Source organism: Pseudomonas migulae, from assembly GCF_043225285.1.
Classification (GTDB): domain Bacteria; phylum Pseudomonadota; class Gammaproteobacteria; order Pseudomonadales; family Pseudomonadaceae; genus Aquipseudomonas; species Aquipseudomonas migulae_C.
The window spans coordinates 5,928,611-5,946,136 of record NZ_CP171224.1; the positions used below are offsets into that span (position 1 = coordinate 5,928,611).

The 17,526-nt window shown below is 60.1% G+C and carries 12 protein-coding genes and 2 pseudogenes; 5 read left to right on the plus strand and 9 right to left on the minus strand.

Annotation, left to right across the window (positions count from 1 at the left end; genetic code table 11):
- Window positions 1-99: 99 nt before the first annotated feature.
- Genes ACF6ZU_RS27245 through ACF6ZU_RS27255 form a run of 3 tightly spaced genes read right to left on the minus strand, consistent with a single transcriptional unit; the run spans window position 100 to window position 4,237 of the window.
- On the minus strand, window positions 100-1,710 hold the full coding sequence (locus ACF6ZU_RS27245) for a GMC oxidoreductase (RefSeq protein WP_392888721.1): 1,611 nt from the start codon (window positions 1,708-1,710) through the stop codon (window positions 100-102).
- A gap of 17 nt (window positions 1,711-1,727) precedes the next feature.
- Window positions 1,728-3,515 carry a thiamine pyrophosphate-binding protein gene (locus ACF6ZU_RS27250; protein WP_392888723.1) on the minus strand — a complete coding sequence of 596 codons (1,788 nt, stop codon included), beginning with the start codon at window positions 3,513-3,515 and terminating at the stop codon, window positions 1,728-1,730.
- Window positions 3,512-4,237, minus strand: coding sequence for a ThuA domain-containing protein (locus ACF6ZU_RS27255; RefSeq protein ID WP_392888725.1), 726 nt, complete (start codon window positions 4,235-4,237; stop codon window positions 3,512-3,514). Before ACF6ZU_RS27255 ends, ACF6ZU_RS27250 begins: the two co-directional genes overlap by 4 nt.
- Window positions 4,238-4,633: 396 nt before the next feature.
- Here ACF6ZU_RS27255 and hisD point away from each other — a divergent pair, with 396 nt between their 5' ends.
- The 3 genes and pseudogenes from hisD to ACF6ZU_RS27270 all read left to right on the plus strand — a co-directional run.
- Window positions 4,634-5,917, plus strand: coding sequence for a histidinol dehydrogenase (gene hisD, locus ACF6ZU_RS27260; protein ID WP_392888727.1), 1,284 nt, complete (start codon window positions 4,634-4,636; stop codon window positions 5,915-5,917).
- Between the two features lie 437 nt (window positions 5,918-6,354).
- A pseudogene (locus ACF6ZU_RS27265) lies at window positions 6,355-7,305 on the plus strand (methyl-accepting chemotaxis protein); the annotation flags it as partial.
- A gap of 366 nt (window positions 7,306-7,671) precedes the next feature.
- A pseudogene (locus ACF6ZU_RS27270) lies at window positions 7,672-8,211 on the plus strand (methyl-accepting chemotaxis protein); the annotation flags it as partial.
- Window positions 8,212-8,338: 127 nt separating this feature from the next.
- On the opposite strand, the gene ACF6ZU_RS27275 reads toward ACF6ZU_RS27270, so the two are convergent.
- The 5 genes from ACF6ZU_RS27275 to ACF6ZU_RS27295 all read right to left on the minus strand — a co-directional run bounded on the left by ACF6ZU_RS27275 (window position 8,339) and on the right by ACF6ZU_RS27295 (window position 14,315).
- A complete protein-coding gene (locus ACF6ZU_RS27275; RefSeq protein WP_392888729.1) occupies window positions 8,339-9,925 on the minus strand; it encodes a GMC family oxidoreductase in 1,587 nt (528 codons plus the stop codon).
- A gap of 171 nt (window positions 9,926-10,096) precedes the next feature.
- Window positions 10,097-11,176, minus strand: coding sequence for an ABC transporter ATP-binding protein (locus tag ACF6ZU_RS27280; protein ID WP_392888731.1), 1,080 nt, complete (start codon window positions 11,174-11,176; stop codon window positions 10,097-10,099).
- A gap of 5 nt (window positions 11,177-11,181) precedes the next feature.
- Window positions 11,182-11,973 (minus strand): ABC transporter permease, encoded by a 792-nt coding sequence (locus tag ACF6ZU_RS27285; RefSeq protein ID WP_392888733.1) that lies wholly within the window; start codon window positions 11,971-11,973, stop codon window positions 11,182-11,184.
- A gap of 31 nt (window positions 11,974-12,004) precedes the next feature.
- Window positions 12,005-12,940: an ABC transporter permease gene (locus ACF6ZU_RS27290; protein ID WP_392888736.1), complete on the minus strand. Its 936-nt coding sequence runs from the start codon at window positions 12,938-12,940 to the stop codon at window positions 12,005-12,007.
- Window positions 12,941-13,151: 211 nt separating this feature from the next.
- Window positions 13,152-14,315 (minus strand): PotD/PotF family extracellular solute-binding protein, encoded by a 1,164-nt coding sequence (locus ACF6ZU_RS27295; RefSeq protein WP_392888737.1) that lies wholly within the window; start codon window positions 14,313-14,315, stop codon window positions 13,152-13,154.
- A 594-nt stretch (window positions 14,316-14,909) separates the two neighbouring features.
- Here ACF6ZU_RS27295 and ACF6ZU_RS27300 point away from each other — a divergent pair.
- Window positions 14,910-16,076 (plus strand): thiamine pyrophosphate-dependent enzyme, encoded by a 1,167-nt coding sequence (locus ACF6ZU_RS27300; protein ID WP_392888739.1) that lies wholly within the window; start codon window positions 14,910-14,912, stop codon window positions 16,074-16,076.
- 27 nt (window positions 16,077-16,103) lie between these two features.
- Window positions 16,104-16,304 (plus strand): twin-arginine translocase TatA/TatE family subunit, encoded by a 201-nt coding sequence (locus tag ACF6ZU_RS27305; protein WP_392888741.1) that lies wholly within the window; start codon window positions 16,104-16,106, stop codon window positions 16,302-16,304.
- Between the two features lie 28 nt (window positions 16,305-16,332).
- Here ACF6ZU_RS27305 and ACF6ZU_RS27310 read toward each other — a convergent pair whose 3' ends face one another.
- Window positions 16,333-17,199, minus strand: coding sequence for an XRE family transcriptional regulator (locus ACF6ZU_RS27310; RefSeq protein ID WP_392888743.1), 867 nt, complete (start codon window positions 17,197-17,199; stop codon window positions 16,333-16,335).
- Window positions 17,200-17,526 lie beyond the last annotated feature (327 nt).

The window sequence follows — 17,526 nt, forward strand, 5'->3', positions numbered from 1 at the left end:
GGCGATGGACGTTAACGATGACGCGGGCGAACTGATTCACCGCGGCGCCCTCGAGTCCATCGCCGGCAAGCCGGCTCCTACAGGTTCTGTGTTCCGGGGTCAGTTCGCCAGGTGCTTGAAGTGCTCTGCAACCCGCAGCGCATTGGCGGCGATGGTGAGCGCCGGGTTGACGGCGGCGGATGACGGGAAGAACGAGCTGTCGACTACCCAGACGTTATCCAGGTCATGCAGCTTGCAGTTCACATCCAGCACGCTGGAAGCCGGGTCCTTGCCCATGACGGCTGTCCCGCACTGATGGGAGTTGGTGGCAATCCCCATGCGTGCTTTCAGGATCACCGGATAACCTGCTTCACGCATGACTTTGCTGGTCTTGTTCACCAGGCCTTCGTGCGCCTTGAGGTTGTTCGGCGTCCAGTGGACTTTGATCGCACCCCGGGCCTTGTCGTACGTGACCCGGTTTTCCTGCGTCGGCAGATCCTCCGAGGTCAGGTACAAGTCGACACTGTGGTCGGTGATGTACCGCGACGCGAACCTGGGCAGCCACGGACGCATCGACGTGATCATGGGCTCACGGATTTTGCCGAGCATCTGCACGTTGCCCAAGGGAAACGAGTTGAGCGCACTGGCGCTGTACCAGTCGTTGATGGCCAGGGTTTTCTGGAAGATCACCTTGTTCTTGCGTCGCGGGTCGACCGCCAGCATGAACGTGCTGTTGTGGACCATGTAGTTGCGACCCAATTGCCCGGAGCTGTTACCAAGGCCTTCCGGGTGCTGAGCATTGGCTGACTTGAACAACAGCGCCGCGCTGTTCACCGCGCCGCACGCCAGGACGAATCGTTTGGCCCGGAGTGTCACGTCCCGGCCATCGAACTGGCCTCGCGCTTCGGTGACGGTTCGACCGTCGTTGCCGGTGTTCAGCTGTTTGATCGTGGTGCGGGTCATCAGCCGGAGGGTCGCGCTACGCAGTGCCGGTCGCAAGGCCGACACCTCGGCATCGGCCTTGGCATCCACCAGGCAGGGATAACCATCGCAGGTCGAGCACAACACGCAGTCGCCGCCATCGCCATAATCCACCGCCGCCGGCATCACGAAAGGCTTGAGCCCGGAACGGCGCATGCTTTGTTCGAGCGGCACCAGTGCCGGGTCATGCTTGAGCGCCGGTTGCGGAAAGGGCCCCGAACGCCACGGCTCGCTGGGATCGCTACCCGCCTGGCCATGAACCCGATAGAGCTTTTCAGCTTCGGCATACCAGGGTTCCAGGTCTGCATAGCTGATCGGCCAGGCGGGGGAAACGCCCTCGGCGTGCTGGATTTCGCCGAAGTCTTCTTCGCGAAACCGTGGGAGCATGGCGCCATAGAATTTGGTGTTGCCGCCAACGTAATAGAACACGCCGGGGGAAAACGGTTGATTGGCCTGGTTCAGCCACTGTTCGGCATTGCGGTAACGGCCTTCACCGAAGACCGACTCGGCGCTCCAGTTGTGTATCTCGCGGGGCAGGAAATCACCCCGTTCGACGATCACAATGTCCAGCCCGCTGTCGCGCAGCGCATGGGCAAAGGTCGAACCGCCCATGCCCGAGCCGATAATCACTACATCACAGTTGATATTGCCATCTGCATCAGGTGTCACCACGTCGAGGGCGCGCGGTTCGCGCGGCGCCCCCGGTTGTGGATTCAGCTCTGCATGATGCGAAATCAATGCATCACTCATTTGAGCCGCTCCAGTTCTTATAGGTGCTGTTCGGAGTTCCGCAGTTCCCGGTATTCATCCTGACGTTCGTCAGTGATGTATTCAGGAATCGGGAAGTCCCACCAGCCAGGTACCCAAGGGCCTGCGGCGTCGCGATCAGTCGGGATTTCGATCAGCACCGGCGCGTTCAGCTCCAGGGCCTCCTGCAGAATCGGCTCCAGATCTTCAGGGCGCTCCACACGATAGGATTTCAGGCCGAACGCTTCGCCGACCGCTTTGAAATCCGGGCTGTAAGGCGTGCCGTCCGGGTGGTTGAACTCGGTGCCGATGTGGCGACTGGTCTGCTTGCGCTGGCCACCGCGAATCGACATGTACCCGGCGTTGTTCTGGATCATGAACACAACAGGAATGTTGTTGGTCACGCAGATCGCAATTTCCTGAGAGGTCATCAGGAAGTCACCGTCGCCGAGGATGCACACCACCGGTTGATTCGGCGCAGCCAGCTTGGCGCCGATGGCGGCCGGAACGGCCCAGCCCATGGACGAGAAACCGCCGGAGGTCAGGTGCGTACGAGGGGTGTAAACCGGGAAAGTCTGCTTGACCGCGCCCTGGGTGTTGCCCGATCCGACCACCACGATGGTGTCGCGCGGGAAGACCTTGCGCAGCGCGCCCAGCGGACGTTGCGAGGTGAACGGGAAGCGATCGGAGTCACGACGACCGGCCAGTTTGGTTTCCCACTCGTCCTGATAGCCACGCAGGTCGCTCAGGTATTCCTCGCGATCGACCGTCTGGCCTTTCAAGCCTTCGACGATGTGCGCCAGTGCGTATTTCGCATCGGCACAAATGCCCACGGTCACCGGGTAGTTCTTGCCGATCTCGTGCGGATCGATGTCGATGTGAATCAGCTTCGACGGCGGAATCGCGAAGGTCACGCCTTTGGCGTAGCTGGACGAGGACCAGTCGGTGAAGCGGCAACCCACGGCGATGATCACGTCAGCCGTGGAGGCCACTTTGTTGCCGCACATCGTGCCGGTCTGTCCGACGCTGCCGGCGAACAACGGGTGATCTTCCGGGAAACCGCTTTTGCCGTTCCAGGTAGTGACTACGGGGATTTTCCAGGCCTCGGCCAGGGCCAGGACTTCGGCGCTGGCTTCACCGGTGATGACGCCGCCGCCGATGACCAGCACCGGACGTTTGCAGGCCTGCAACTCTTCAACGGCACGGGCCGTGGCGGCCGGGTCCGGGAAACATTTGCCGATCGGGGTACGTTCTTCCAGGGCGTGAAGGGTGACGTCAGCGGCCTCGGCCTGCACGTCCATCGGGATTTCAAGGTGAACCGGGCCAGGACGTCCCGTCACCATCGAACTCCAGGCGCGGTGCATCATGAACGGCAATTCTTCAACGCGAGTGGCGACCCAATGGCGCTTGGAGACCGCTTCGGCGATTTTCGGAAAGTCGTTGTCGGTGTAGCGTTCCAGCTCTTGCAGCAAACCGTGGCCGCGCATGTGCGTGGGCGGCCCGCCGGTGATGAGCATCAGGCTGGTGGAGTCGGTGAAGGCGGTGGCCATGCCGATCACGGTGTTGGCAGCGCCGGCACCGATGGACGTGACGGCAGCCATCGGCTTGCCGGAAACCCGGTAGTAACCATCCGCCAGGTGCACCGCGCTCTGCTCGTGGAAGACCTGGATGAACTTGAGTTTCGAGTCTTCTTCGAGGAAGGCGTCGGTGAGTGTCCAGATCCCGTGTCCAGGAATACCGGCGACGTATTCGACGCCATAGTTTTTCAGGGTTTGAGCCACGATCTGGCTGCCGGTCAATTTAGTCATGACAGGACTCCTTGGGTTGATGAAACGGTGGTGGAGGCATCGGATTTGCCGGTGCTGCCGGCACGCCCGCGCGTTGCCCAGTTCAGGCCCTGCTTGGTCAGGCGGCGGATGTTCGGGTCGGCGAGGTTGCTCGTGTCGTGGCCGATCGAGTGATAGAACACCCGGCCCTGGCCCCATTGGCGAACCCAGGCAACCGGGCTGCGATGGCCCTTGATCCAGGGGAACGGATTGCCGTCGAAGGTGGTTTCGGCGAGCACATGAATGTTCGGGTCGACCTGCATGTAGTACTGCTCGGAGCGAACCTCGAAATCCTCGACGCCTTGCGTGACTTCATGGCTGCGGTCGATGACGTTGACCTGATACGGATGGGGAAAACCTTCGCCCATCGGATGCTCGAGGAACGATCCGCCCAGCACCCAGTGATACTTGAGGCTTGCCCGGAATGCCGCACCGGCACCGTGCCAACCCACCAGGCCGGTGCCGCTTTCGATCGCTTCGAGCAGGCGGTTTTCCTGGGAGGCGGTCAGGGTTTCCGTGGTGACGGCGTTGTTCCAGCCGATCACGATCAGGTCGTAACCGGTCAAGTCCCTGTCCAGCGTGAAGATGTCGGTCGACTCCTCGACTTCAAACTCCAGCTCCTGGAAAACGGTCCGAGCCCATGCAGCAATTTCGTAGGGGTAATGGCCGGGCCAGCCACCGTATAGATACAAGACTCGACTCACGGTTGGTCACCTCTTCAGGTTGGGTGTGATTATTAGGTTATACGTATAACCGCTTATTTAAGCTATCACTCCGAATCGGTAAGTCAATCCCTGTGTGGCGATTTTCAAGAAACGGCAGTCATGGTGTCGTGTTTAGGGCACTTAATCCCTTGTAAACCAAGGGCTGCAGCGAACTCGCCAAGAAGATGAGACCCAGCTTTCAGGGTTTTAATGAGAAAAGGTTATACGAATAACGTAAATGACTGCTGCAAGTGCTTCAGCAGTGCGTCTGTGCTGCGTCAGATCGCGTCATCAATAGGGGCGCTGCGAAATTGCCGGGGGCAGGGGGGTGAGAAAAGATGGTCGCCAATGCTGAGGACATGTCGCGTGCCCTCATGAACCACCTGGAGTCTATTGATGATTCGTTATCTGAAAACAAGCAAACCCGTCGAAGCCCAAGCCGAGATCGCCTCCCAAGTCCGCGATACGGTTGAGCAAATCATCGCCAACGTCGCCAGGAACGGTGACGCCGCCGTCCGGGAATACTCGAAGCAGTTCGATAAGTGGGAGCCCGTGTCCTTCCGCCTGACCGACGAAGAAATCGCGGCGTGCGTCGCCAGCCTCTCGGAGCAGGAAATCGGCGATATCAAGTTTGCCCAGGCGCAAGTCCGCCGTTTTGCCGAAGTGCAAAAAGCCTCGATGCACGACGTTGAAGTCGAGACGCTGCCGGGTGTGATCCTGGGGCACCGCAACATTCCGGTGAACTCGGTGGGTTGCTACATTCCTGGTGGTAAGTACCCGTTGCTGGCCTCGGCGCACATGAGCGTACTGACCGCCAAGGTGGCCGGTGTGAAACGCGTGGTTGCAGCGGCGCCGCCCTTTGATGGCAAGCCTCACCCGGCCATCGTCACCGCCATGTACCTGGCGGGTGCCGACGAGATTTACTGTGTCGGCGGGGTACAAGCGATTGCCGCTTTTGCCTTGGGCACCGAAGCCTTCAAACCGGTCGACATGATCGTCGGACCGGGCAACGCCTATGTGGCGGAAGCCAAGCGCCAGCTCTTCGGCAAAATCGGTATCGACCTGATCGCCGGCCCGACCGAAACCCTGGTGATTGCCGATGACAGTTCCGACGTTGAAATCATCGCCGCCGACTTGCTGGGCCAGGCCGAGCATGGCGTCAACTCCCCAGCCGTGTTCCTGACCAACAGCCCTGAACTGGCGGAAACACTGCCGGCAGAAATCGAGCGCCAGTTGGGCATTCTGTCCACCGCGCCTGTCGCTTCGGTCGCCTGGCGTGACTACGGCGAAATTATTCTCTGCGACACCCTGGACGAACTGGTCCAGGAGGCTGACCGCATTGCCTCCGAGCACGTGCAAGTCATGACCCGGGACCCGCTGTATTTCCTCGAACACATGACCAACTACGGTGCGCTGTTCCTCGGCCAGCGGACCAACGTGTCCTACGGCGACAAAGTAATTGGCACCAACCACACGCTGCCGACCACCGGGACGGCGCGTTACACCGGCGGCCTGTGGGTCGGCAAGTTCATCAAGACCTGCACCTATCAACGGGTCCTGACGGACGAGGCTTCGGTCCTGGTGGGCGAATATTGCTCGCGTCTGTGCGGCATGGAAGGTTTTGCCGGGCACAAGGAACAGGCGGACATCCGCATTCGTCGGTACAAAAAGACCGCTTGAGGTTGTTGATTCGTTGTTGCACTTGGCAAGCGGGCAGCGAGAAAAAGGGTCGTTCTCGCTGCTGGTGGTCACTCTTACCGTCTTTCCAAGTGTTTTCAGGCTCCCCGTTCGGGGAGCTTTTTTTTTGAACCACTCAAAACCACTCGTTGTTCCAGGCTGAATCTTATAGAGGCGATGCGATGGGAACCTTGTCGATTAAAACAAGAATTACGCTGGCTGCCGGCAGTTGCCTGTTTGTGATGGTGCTCTGTCTGGTGGGGTTTTCGATTCATCAGATGCGCGACACGTCGGCCGTGGTCAGCGCGTCCAGTACGAACGCCTTGTCACTGGCGTCGATGCAATACCTGGAGGCGACGGGGCACTTGCAGGCCAATGGCATTGAACAGCGCTTCCTCAGCAGCCTGATGTTCACCCGGTCCCTGGCAACGCAGGTGGTCATGCTGCGCCGCCAGGCCCGGCAAAATGGCCTGGCCCCCAAACAGCTGCGCGGCGATTTGTACCGGCTGATCCGCGCGCAAGTGGCGACTACGCCAGAGATACTCGGTGTCGGCATTTCCTTCGAACCCAATGCGCTGGACGGCGCTGACGCCAGCGCGATCAACGGTGCCGACTTCAGCGGCAACGCCAGTGGCCGGTTCGCGGTGTACGTGTCCTCGATGCAGAACTTCATCCTTGATGAAAAGGAAATGCAGGACGACGGCGACCCTGGCAAAGCCTGGTGGAACTGCCCGAAGAAAACCCGCAAACCCTGTTTGATCGAACCTTATTCGTTCCTGCTCAACGGTGTGCCGACCCTGACTTCCAGCATCGCGATACCGTTGATGGACGGCGGCAAGTTCATCGGCGTGGTCAGCATTGACCTGCCGTTGAGCAGCTTGCAAAACATTGCGCAGAAAGCCGGTTCGTCGCTGTTCGACGGGCAAGGACAACTGACCTTCGTCAGCGGCGCCGGTGCGGTCATGGGCCGGAGCGGCGATCCTGCTGCGCTGGGAAAATCCATCAGCGACCTGTTCCCCCAGCAGGCGACGGATATGGTCGAGGCGGCGAAATCGGGTAAAACCCTGACGATCGATGGGGCCGACAGCGCCAACGTCATGCTCGTCGTGCCGTTTTCGCCCATCCCGAATGCGAGCCCGTGGATGACGGTGATCGAGGTGCCGCGCGCCACGTTGATGGCCTCGGTCGCGGCATTGCAGGAGGTGCTCGAGCAATCGAACCGGACGTCGGTGATCGTTCAGGTCGCCACCGGTATTGGCGTCACCCTGGCCGGCACCTTGCTGATGGGGTTGCTGGCGGTGAGTGTCAGCCGGCCAATCCGTCGCGTGTCGGCGATGCTTGAAAACATCGCCAATGGTGAGGGCGACCTGACCCAGCGGCTCAGCGCCGAGCGTCGCGATGAAATCGGCGCGCTGGTGGGCGGGTTCAATCGCTTCCTGGACAAGCTGCAGCCGATCATTGCGCAGGTCAGCCAGAGCGTTGTCGAGACCAGATCCACCGCCGACCAGGCCTCCTCGATCGCCACCCAGACCAGCAGCGGTATGCAGCAACAACTGCGGGAAGTCGAGCAGGTCGCGACGGCTGCCCATGAAATGAGCGCGACGTCTCAAGAGGTGGCGCGCAACGCGTCCATGGCGGCGACGGCTGCGCGCAACGGTGATGTCGCGGCGCGATCCTGCAAGGGCACCATCGAGACCGCTGCCCATTCCATCCAGTCGCTGGCCGATCACATGAGCGGCGCCATGAGCGGTGTGCGTCAGCTCGCCGACAGCAGCGAGAAAATCGGCAGTGTGCTCGATGTGATTCGGACCATTGCCCAGCAGACCAATCTACTGGCGCTGAACGCTGCCATCGAAGCGGCGAGGGCCGGGGAGACGGGCCGGGGTTTTGCGGTGGTGGCGGACGAGGTTCGACATCTGGCCCAGCGCACCCAGGACTCGGTGAGCGAGATTCAGGGGGTGATCGAAAGCCTCCAGAGCGGCACCCGCGATGTGGTGAATGCGATGCAGAGTCAGCATCGGCAGGCGGATGCCAGTGCAGTGCAGGCGCTGGAGGCGGTGGATGCGTTGATCAATGTCAGCCAGAACATCGAGATCATGACCGACATGAACCTGCAAATCGCCAGTGCGGCGGAGGAGCAGAGTGCGGTAACGGAAGAGGTGAACCGCAATGTCTCGGCCATCCGGGACGTCACGGGAGCGCTGGTGGAACAGGCGGATCAGTCGGCGCGGATCAGCCAATCGTTGAATGACCTGGCGAACCAGCAGCAGGTATTGATGAGCAATTTCAGGGTCTGACCCGACCCCAACGCCTATCCCCCTGTAGGAGCCGGCTTGCCGGCGATAGCGGTGGATCAGTCGACATGTTTATCGATTGAATTGACGCTATCGCCAGCAAGCTGGCTCCTACAGGTGGGGTTCCGGGTTAGAAGGCACGCTGAATGTGATCCGCCGCTTTCTCGCCAATCATGATCGCCAGGGCATTGGTGTTGCTCGAGCACAGGCTCGGGGCAATGGAGTTATCGGCGATTCGCAAACCGTCGATTCCGTGTACCCGCAACTCGTTGTCCACCACCGCCATCTCGTCCGCGCCCATTTTGCAGGTACCGACCGGGTGCAGTGCGGCGTGCGCCTGTTGGCGGACGAACTGGCGGTAATCGTCGCGGGTACGCAATGGCTCGGCGGGCATGTGCTCGCGCAGGATATGCCCAGCCATCGCACTCTGGGACATGATGTGACGACCGAACTCGGTCGCTTGCACCATGCATTCCACGTCGAACGGGTCGCTCAGGTAGTTGGGGTTGATCGAGGGGAAATCCAGCGGATCAGCGCTGCGAAGTTGCACGGCGCCGGTCGAGCGCGGGCGGGTCTGGCAGACGTTCAGGGTGCAGCCATTGCCACCGGGGACGGAACCTACGCCCGCTTCCACACCGGCACCGGCCATGAAGCAGTACTGCGCATCGGCACGGTCCTCGGCCACCGAGGTTCGCCAGAACGCACCGCCTTCAACCACGTTTGACGTCACCGGACCTTCTCGAAACAACGCGTACTGCAACCCGGCAGCGAGTTTCCAGTGCGGCTTCTTGTACTTGTCATAGCTCAGCGGGCGGCGCAGTTCATTGATCAGTGATACTTCAATGTGATCCTGCAGGTTCTGCCCGACACCCGGCAGGTCATGCAGCACCTCGACGCCTGTGTCCCGCAGGTGACTGGCCGGCCCGATGCCCGACAGCATCAACAGCTTCGGTGTGTTGATCGCCCCGGCGCTGACGATGACTTCGCGCTCGGCCCTGAGCACGCGACGTTGATTGTTTTCAAGGTACTCAACCCCGGTTGCCCGGCCATTTTCGACCAGGATACGCAGGACCCGGCAGCTGGTTTTCACCGTCAGATTGGCGCGTTTGCGTGCCGGCTTCAGGTAGGCGACCGAGGTGCTCGATCTCAATCCATTCCTGGCGTTGATCTGATACAACCCGCAGCCGTCCTGTACACCCGAGTTGAAGTCTGGGTTATAAGGCAGCCCGGCCTGCTGGCAGGCTTGCAACCAGAACTTGGTCAGAGGATGGGTATAGCGCTGATCGCTGACGCCGAGCGGACCCTCGGTGCCGTGGGCCGCATTGCTGAAGCGATCGTTGGTTTCGCATTTCCTGAAGAAGGGCAGAACGTCCTTGTAGGCCCAGCCTTGAGCGCCGCCCGATGCCCAACTGTCGTAATCGGCCGGTTGCCCGCGCAGGTAAACCATGGCGTTGACCGAACTGCCGCCGCCGAGCACCCGCGCCTGGACCATGGTCGGGCTGGCCGGGCCTATGTAGTCCGCTGGCGGGTCCCAAGGGTAATGCTCGACCAGGTTGCCCTGGCTGGTCTTGTAGAAACCGACCGGCAAATGAATGAACGGGTGGGTGTCCCTGGGTCCTTCTTCAAGGAGCACCACCGAAGCCTGTGCATTTTCGCTGAGGCGCGCGGCAATCACGCAGCCGGCAGATCCGCCCCCGATGACGATGTAGTCGACCACTTCTATGTACCGCCCTGATCAAAAAAAGTCCCACCAATAACGCGATACTTGTAGGAGCCAGCTTGCTGGCGATGGACTCGAGAACGCCGCGCTGAACCAGTCCGCACGCGTTATCGTTGACGACCATCGCCAGCAAGCTGGCTCCTACAGGGGAACGCGCACCACCAGAAATCAGGCGGGCATCACCACAAAACTGTCGGGTTTGCAGGTGAGCGCCACGTCCGATCCCGGCGGCAGCGCGTGGCTGCCCGGGGTCGGCAACTGTTGGCATTTGAGGTCGAGGGTGCCGCCGGCCACCGCCACCCGGTAAATGACCCGGTTGCCGATGAAGGACGTGTCCTTGACCTTGCCGATAAAGGTGCCGTCCGCCGGCGGATTGCCCGATGCCGGCTCAAGACCGATGGTTTCCGGACGGATCGACACATTCACCGGACCGGCGCCGAGGCTGTTTTTGGCCGTGTGCGCGTAGCGCCCGAACGGCAGATCGACAAAGCCGCTGCTGCTGTCAGCCACGCCGTAGGTGCCATTGACGATATTGGTGTCGCCGAAAAATTTCGCGGCGAACAACGTCCGTGGCGACCAATACATCTCTTGCGGCCCACCGATTTGCTCGATGCCACCCTTGTTCAGCAGCACCACGCGGTCGGACAGGATCATCGCTTCGTCCTGGTCGTGGGTGACGTAAACGAAGGTGGTCGAGGTCTCTTCGTGGATCCGTTTGATCTCGTTGAGCATGTGGTGGCGAATCTTCAGGTCCAGCGCCGCCAGTGGCTCATCGAGCAGCAACACCGCCGGGCGATTCACCAATGCGCGAGCCAGTGCGACGCGCTGCGCCTGGCCGCCGCTGAGTTCGGAAATCCAGCGATTCTTGAAGCTTTCCAGCTGCACCAGTTCCAGCGCCTTGGTCACTTCACGCTTGATCTCGTCTTTCGGCTTTTTCTTCAGGCGCAGCCCGAACGCCACGTTGTCGAACACGTCCAGATGCGGAAATAGCGCGTATTTCTGGAACACCATGTTCACCGGGCGATGTTCAGGCGCCAGGGACGTGGAATCCTTGCCATCGATCACGACCTTGCCGGTGGTGGGTTCTTCGAAGCCGGCGATGATCCGCATCAGGGTGGTCTTGCCGCAGCCGCTCGGGCCCAGCAAGGTCAGGATTTCGTTGCGCTTGACGGTCAGGTCGACTTTGCCAAGGGCGGTCAGGTTGCCGTAGCTCTTGGAGATTCCGGTCAGTTCAATACTGTTGGTCATGGCGATTACTCTGCAGTTTCAGCACGTTCAAGTTCGAGGCGGCGACGGCGCAAGGTCATGACCAGGCCGGCGATGACGATAATGGCGATGGTCACGACCAGCATGAATACCGAGGCGGCATTGATGGTTGGGCTGACGGCGCGGCGCATCATCGAAAGGATCATCAGGGGCAATGTGGTGTCGCTGCCGGTGACGAACACGGTGATCAGGAATTCGTCCATGGAAAGCGCCACTGCCAGGATCGCGGCGCCGGCAATGGTCGGACCGATGATCGGCAGCGTCACCAGCCAGAACGCCTTGAGTGGTGAGGCGCCCAGGTCACGGGCCGCTTCTTCGAATGACAGATCGAAGTACTCCAGGCGTGAACGGACCGACTCGACGAAGAACGGAAAGGTAAACAGCGTGTGGCCGATGATCACGGTCAGCAGCGAGCGCGGCAGGCCGATCAGCGAGAAGAAAATCACCAGTGCGATGCCCAGGAACAAGCCGGGCAGGGCGATCGGCGCGAAGTTCATGAAGGCAAACACCTTTTTGACCCGGCCTTTCATGCGCATCAGCGCCAGCGCCGAAAAGGTGCCGAGCAGCGTGGTCAGAATGGCCGAGCCGGCGGCGACGATTGCACTGTTGGTCAGCGCCGTCATGAAGTCCGAGCTGCTGAACAGCGCCTCATACCACTGGGTAGAGAAGCCCTCGAACGGGAACGACAACGAGGCCGACGAGTGAAAGCTGAACAACGCAATTATCGCGATCGGCGCGTAGAGGAAGAGCATGTAAACGTAAGTGAAGAGTCTGATCATGGCGGTCACCTTGCATTTTTATTGGCGGCGTTCAGTCGTGGTAGCGTTTGCCCGGCGCCAGGTTGGCCGCCCGCAACACACCCAGCAGCAGCGCATAAACCAGCATGAAGACAATCAGCAGCAGGTAAGCCATCGCCGCTCCCAGCGGCCAGTTGCCGACCGAGCGGAACTGGTTGGCGATCACCAGGCCGGTGGTCATGGCGTCGCGTCCACCGAGCAGTTGCGGGGTGACGTAGTCACTGGCGGCGAGCACGAAGGTGAACATGAAGGAACTGACGATGCTCTTGTGCGCCATCGGCATGATCACGCGCCACAGGATGGTCGCGCCGCCAGCGCCCAGGTCCGCGGCGGCTTCCAGGTAGTCCTTCTTGATGTCGCGCAGACCCGAAACCAGCAGCAGAAGCGTGAAGGGCAACATGATGTGGACCAGGGTCAACACCACGGAGAATTTGCTGAACACCAGCCAGTCCAGCGGTTGGTCGATCAGCCCGAGGTGCAGCAGCGTGGAGTTGATCACGCCGTTGGTGCCCAGGATCGAACGCCAGGCGTAGACCCGCACCAGGTAGCTGGAGAACCACGAGATCAAGGCCAGGTACAGCACGGCGTTGGAGCGCGTGCGATAGACGATGTAATAGGCGACCGGGGCGCTGATGACCGTGGACAGCACGGCGGTCCAGAAACCGTTTTGCAGGGCGATCCACAACGAGTCGTAGAAGCCGCTGGCACTCAGCGCCTTCGCGTAGTTGGCCAGGGTCGCGGCGGGCTCCATGCTGAAGGTCTTGGCGGTCCAGAAACTCGCGACCAGCAGCAGCACCGACGGGATGAGGAAGAACACAACCAGGAACAACAGTGGAGGCGACGCCAGCCAGTATGCGCTGAGGGTTTTCTTGTCGATTTTCACGTGTTTACCGGTCTGCGAATCCCGTTCGTCAAGAAGGATGGGCTCGCTGTTGTTGACTACGTTCATGATGAGTTTGCCTTTGCTTTTTATTTCGATGACGAGGGCGCTTTGGCGAGCGCCTGCACGGTGTGACATGTGCGCTTGCTGAACCGTACGAACGGCATCGACAGGCCATTCCATCGCCTCCATCGAGCAGAGAAGCGCGTGCTTGCAAACACGCACCCTCCGGTACAGTTCCCTCAAACAATCCTTTCAATACACCGGATTGGCGATGGCTCTAGAACGAGCCTTTGAAGTTCGCCCACTGATCGATCCATTCAGCATAGGTCACATACTTGTCGGAGCTCAGGGGCGGCTGGCCATAGAGTTTCGATTTCTCGAAAAAGCCGTCCAGGTTCGCGTAGTCGAAGGTGCTTTTCAGCTCGGCAGGCAGCAGCGGGATCGCTTTGGTGTTGACCACGCCGGAGAACATGGTGGTCGCCATCTTGGCCTGGGTTTCAGCCTCGAGCGTCTTGTTGATGAACTCCAGCGCCAGCGGAATATCCTTCGCGGTTTTCGGAATGAACAGGGCATCGCACCACAGCGCCGCACCTTCGGCGGGAACCGACAGCGCCGTTTCTATGCCGCGTTTACGGGTCTCGCTGGGCGTGTTGGCTGACGCCGAGAACACTGCGTCCACTTCGCCCGACACCAGCAGGGACACCGCGTCACCCGAAGAGGCGGCAAACACCCGGCATTGATCACGGTAAGGCTTGAGTTTCTCGAAGGCATCGTCGAACTCGGCACGGGTCAGGTTGGGGAACTTGTCGCCATAGCCGGCAATGATCGCGATGAGTGACCAGTTCGAAGTCCCGTCATCGACGAAGGTCAGTTTGCCCTTCAGCTTCGGATCCAGCAGGTCCTTGTACTCGGTGGGCTTTTTCACGTTCTTCGGGTTGTAGACGATGGTGTTCATGCCCCACAGCAGCGGGACGCCCCATTGCTTGCCGTCCCAGTACCAGCGGCTGCCTTTGTAGAACAGCGGCACGGTATTTTCGGCCGAGTAGTTGGGGATCTTCGAGGTGTCGATTGCCTTGAGCAGGCCCATTTCCTGATAGATCGTCTCGTAGCCCAGGGCGTACATGGTCAGGTCGAGCTGCACGGGATCTGAACCGGCCAGGCGAGCGGTAATGTCGTCCTGGTTGCTGGCATAGCTCGAGCGCACGGTGATGCCGCGCTGTTTGCGCCACTCGGCCAGTTCCGCGTCACCGGTTTCACCTTCCCAACCCAGAATTTCCAGGTGGCCGCCTGCCGCTGCCGCAAACGCGCTCGGCATGAACGAGCCCATGTACAACCCCGCGGCAGACGCCGCGGCCCCGAGCAAAAAGGTGCGGCGCTTCAAGCTGATCGAATCAAGGTCAATGCCGGTGAGTCCATAACCCGTCTCTGTTTCTTTTTTCATTTTGAGTTCCTGCCTGGGGTGGTGGTTAGCAAACGATCAGCAACTTGCAATGGCTCCGGCTTGCTGCGTGTTGCCGGGCTCATCCTTATGTATGCAGTCATGTACATCGGCAGTGTTATGGCCAGCGGTGGTTCCATCCGGCTGGGGAGGGTGGCGGCGCTTGCATGCCCAAAAATGCGGGCAATGCGTCGTTGATCTCCACTGTTCCGATCGACTCTTCCTTGGCGGGGCTGCGGGCTGCGTTCCTCGAACAGACTGAGGAACCTAAGCGGCGCGCCCAGCGCTTGATAGGCTCGGCTTGTTGTTTTCATGGATCGAGTATTGGCCCGGCGGGCAGGGCACTCAATTTCGCAGCATCTTTAAAAGCGACGCACTCTGACGCATCAAAGTGACCTGATTGGCGCAGCACGCTCCCCGTAACGATAGTTGCCCATGGCGCGGGGAGCGGGGGGAGCGCCTGCGTCAACCTGCGTCGATTTTGCGCAGGGTGCGAAATTGAGCCGTGCCGGTTGCGGGCGAATACTCAAGTCGAGGTCCTGAGGCGGGCGATGTGTATTCGCCCTGACACCTGCGTCGGTTTGATTGGAGTGTCCCGTGAAGCTCACTGGTGGCCAGATTATTGCGAAAGCGCTGAAAGCGAACGGTGTCGGTTATGTGGCCGGCATGCCGGGCGAAGGCTCGTGGGCCGTGGTGGAAGCCTTGCTGACGGCCGGCACCGATATCCCGTTCATCCACGTCATGCAGGAACAAAGCGCCGTCCACCTTGCCGACGGCTATTTTCGAACCTGTGGTCGTCCGATGGCAGTCCTGCTTCCCGTTTCATTAGGGGCTTCCAAGGCACTGGGCGGTGTCGCGGCTGCGGCGGCGGATGCGTCGGCCATGCTGATACTCAGCAGTGGCGAGGATGTCCGGCCGGATTCTGCGGCACCCGGTATCACGACAGCGTCGGTACGGGTCACGTCGACGGACCAGTTGCCGGACGCCTTGCGTCAGTCCTTCGATACGATGTTCAGTGGGCGTGCCGGTCCGGTCTGCCTGGATATTCCGGCTGCGGTCCAGAACACCTCTATCGACGTCAGCCTGGCGCCCGCCACGCTGCGGGCGACCAGCGAGGTGCAGCGGCCGGATCCACGCTTGAAAGTGGTCGCCTTGCGCGAAGACCGAACACCGCACTTGAGCGAAGACGGCGCGAATGACATTCCGCCATTGACGGTGCAGAGGCCCTTGGCCGAATTGAAGTCGGTCCTGGATAAGGACGCGATTCTGGTGGTGGGTGCGGGGCGCCTGCAGTCCCTGGTCAAGGCGATGTTCCCCGTTTATCAATCCCGAAGCCTGTGCACCACGCACAATGACCTGCCCGGTTGGGCATTGCCCGCAGCGATTGGCGCGAAGCTCGCCATGCCGGCGCGTCAGGTGGTGTGTGCTCTAGAGAGCGCGGATTTCCTGCAGTCGTTGCAGGAAATGGCGGTGTGCGTGATGCACAGTCTTCCTGTGGTGTTCCTGGTGTTCAATAACAGTGGAGAAGGCGCGTTCAGCGATGTGCAAACCCCGTTGCTCGAGCAGCACCGGGCCGGCGAATTCAACCTGCCGGACGGCAAACCGTATTCCCCGGACTTCGCCGGCGTGGCCCGGAATTTTGGCCTGGAGGCGTGGCGGGTCGAGCATGCCTCGCAACTCAATCCGGCGTTTATCAAGGCGCTGAACAGCAAGGGGCCGTCGCTGGTGGAAGTGATCACGGCGCGCGGGGCGCGAGGGCAGTAATCAAATCGTCTGGAGAGGAATCACGTTATGGGTATTTTCGACTGGAAGCACTGGATCGTCATACTGCTGGTGGTGGTGCTGGTGTTCGGCACCAAAAAACTGAAAAACCTCGGCAGCGATGTCGGTGAAACCATCAAGGGGTTTCGCAACGCCATGCATGAGGATGAGCCACCAGCGCCCATCGTCGAGCCACCGCCCGTCATCGACGGGCAGCATCACAAAGTCTGAACAACCACGAGGCGGTCCATTGACCGCCTCAGTCCTGTCCGCCCCACACAATTGTCGCGTTGTCGCCCGTCATGTACTCACGCACTTCCAGCGGCAAGGATTGATCGCTGGGCAGCACGGCGGTTGCATTGCGCAGGTGATGTTTGCGGATCTTGCCTTTGTCCACCAGCCCGAGTGCCATGCGGGTCGAGAAGGGTTGGCGGAACGAAGACGACGCCACGCCGGTGACCAGCCCGTAGAGGAAGCGGATCGGGCGGCGATGCTGTGGGGTCAGGATCGAAAACGTCATTTCGTTTCGTTGCTTGCCTTCAAAGTCGACCATGAACAGGCGGTCTCCGAGGAGCAGGCAGAATCCGTGGTAGGTAAACGAATAGCCAATCTTGCCGCTGCCATCCAGCAACGGGAAACGTTCTACCGTGACGTACTGAACCATCGAATCGGCGCGATACAGGCAGGTCACCGAACGCAGGATCCGGCCCTTGTAGATCGATGAGTTGTGGTAGCGGTAATAAACGCCCAGATAGTCTTCGAGCAAGTCTGCCGACTGTTTTGCCAATGGCAGGAAGTGATTGAACTGCGCCGAGGCACGCAAGTCCGTGGGCAATTCGTTTTCATAGCCTTCATAGAACTTCTTGAACTCGGCGGGCGGCCGAAAAAGATCTTCGGCTTCCATCATGAAGTAACGACCGATCTTCTGAAGAATCTTCTGAGAAGGAACGTGCTGGCCCACCAGGTACTTGTTGAACTGCTGGCGATTGACGTCGACTTTGCGGCACATGTCCGCTACCGAGCGGCAGGATTCAACCAGCGTACTCAGGTTTTTTTGCACGTTTGCCTGCAAGTCGCTGCGAACCTGTTGTCGCTCGGGGTGCGAGGTGGCAGCGGTCAATGGCATGGTGACGGGATCTCCTGGGCGGGGCATTTTCTGTCTCTATTTAACTGGGCGTGTTTGCGCGGCGCGGTTATATGGTAGTTATTCCTGAATAACCGTTAATTCACTTCATGCCGACGTAAATACTTGATCATATTGTATTTAATTCCAAGCAGGTTCCATGCCGTGTCGCAATGTTCGAATACTGTGGGCCACCGGCATTTATCAGTCTAGCTTGCGCGGCTGAAGGTTACTCGCCGCCCCATCAGGTAACAGTTCGGCATTGCCGGGTAACATCATTGTTATTGCCTCGTTCATTTCGGTGCTGCACTCCGCGTCATGTATCAGCGT

Coding starts and splice junctions, on each gene's coding strand:
- ACF6ZU_RS27245 (WP_392888721.1), bottom strand. CDS start 1,710: ATGAGTGATGCATTGATTTCGCATCATGCAGAGCTGAATCCACAACCG.
- ACF6ZU_RS27250 (WP_392888723.1), bottom strand. CDS start 3,515: ATGACTAAATTGACCGGCAGCCAGATCGTGGCTCAAACCCTGAAAAAC.
- hisD (WP_392888727.1), top strand. CDS start 4,634: ATGATTCGTTATCTGAAAACAAGCAAACCCGTCGAAGCCCAAGCCGAG.
- ACF6ZU_RS27280 (WP_392888731.1), bottom strand. CDS start 11,176: ATGACCAACAGTATTGAACTGACCGGAATCTCCAAGAGCTACGGCAAC.
- ACF6ZU_RS27285 (WP_392888733.1), bottom strand. CDS start 11,973: ATGATCAGACTCTTCACTTACGTTTACATGCTCTTCCTCTACGCGCCG.
- ACF6ZU_RS27290 (WP_392888736.1), bottom strand. CDS start 12,940: ATGAACGTAGTCAACAACAGCGAGCCCATCCTTCTTGACGAACGGGAT.
- ACF6ZU_RS27295 (WP_392888737.1), bottom strand. CDS start 14,315: ATGAAAAAAGAAACAGAGACGGGTTATGGACTCACCGGCATTGACCTT.
- ACF6ZU_RS27305 (WP_392888741.1), top strand. CDS start 16,104: ATGGGTATTTTCGACTGGAAGCACTGGATCGTCATACTGCTGGTGGTG.
- ACF6ZU_RS27310 (WP_392888743.1), bottom strand. CDS start 17,199: ATGCCATTGACCGCTGCCACCTCGCACCCCGAGCGACAACAGGTTCGC.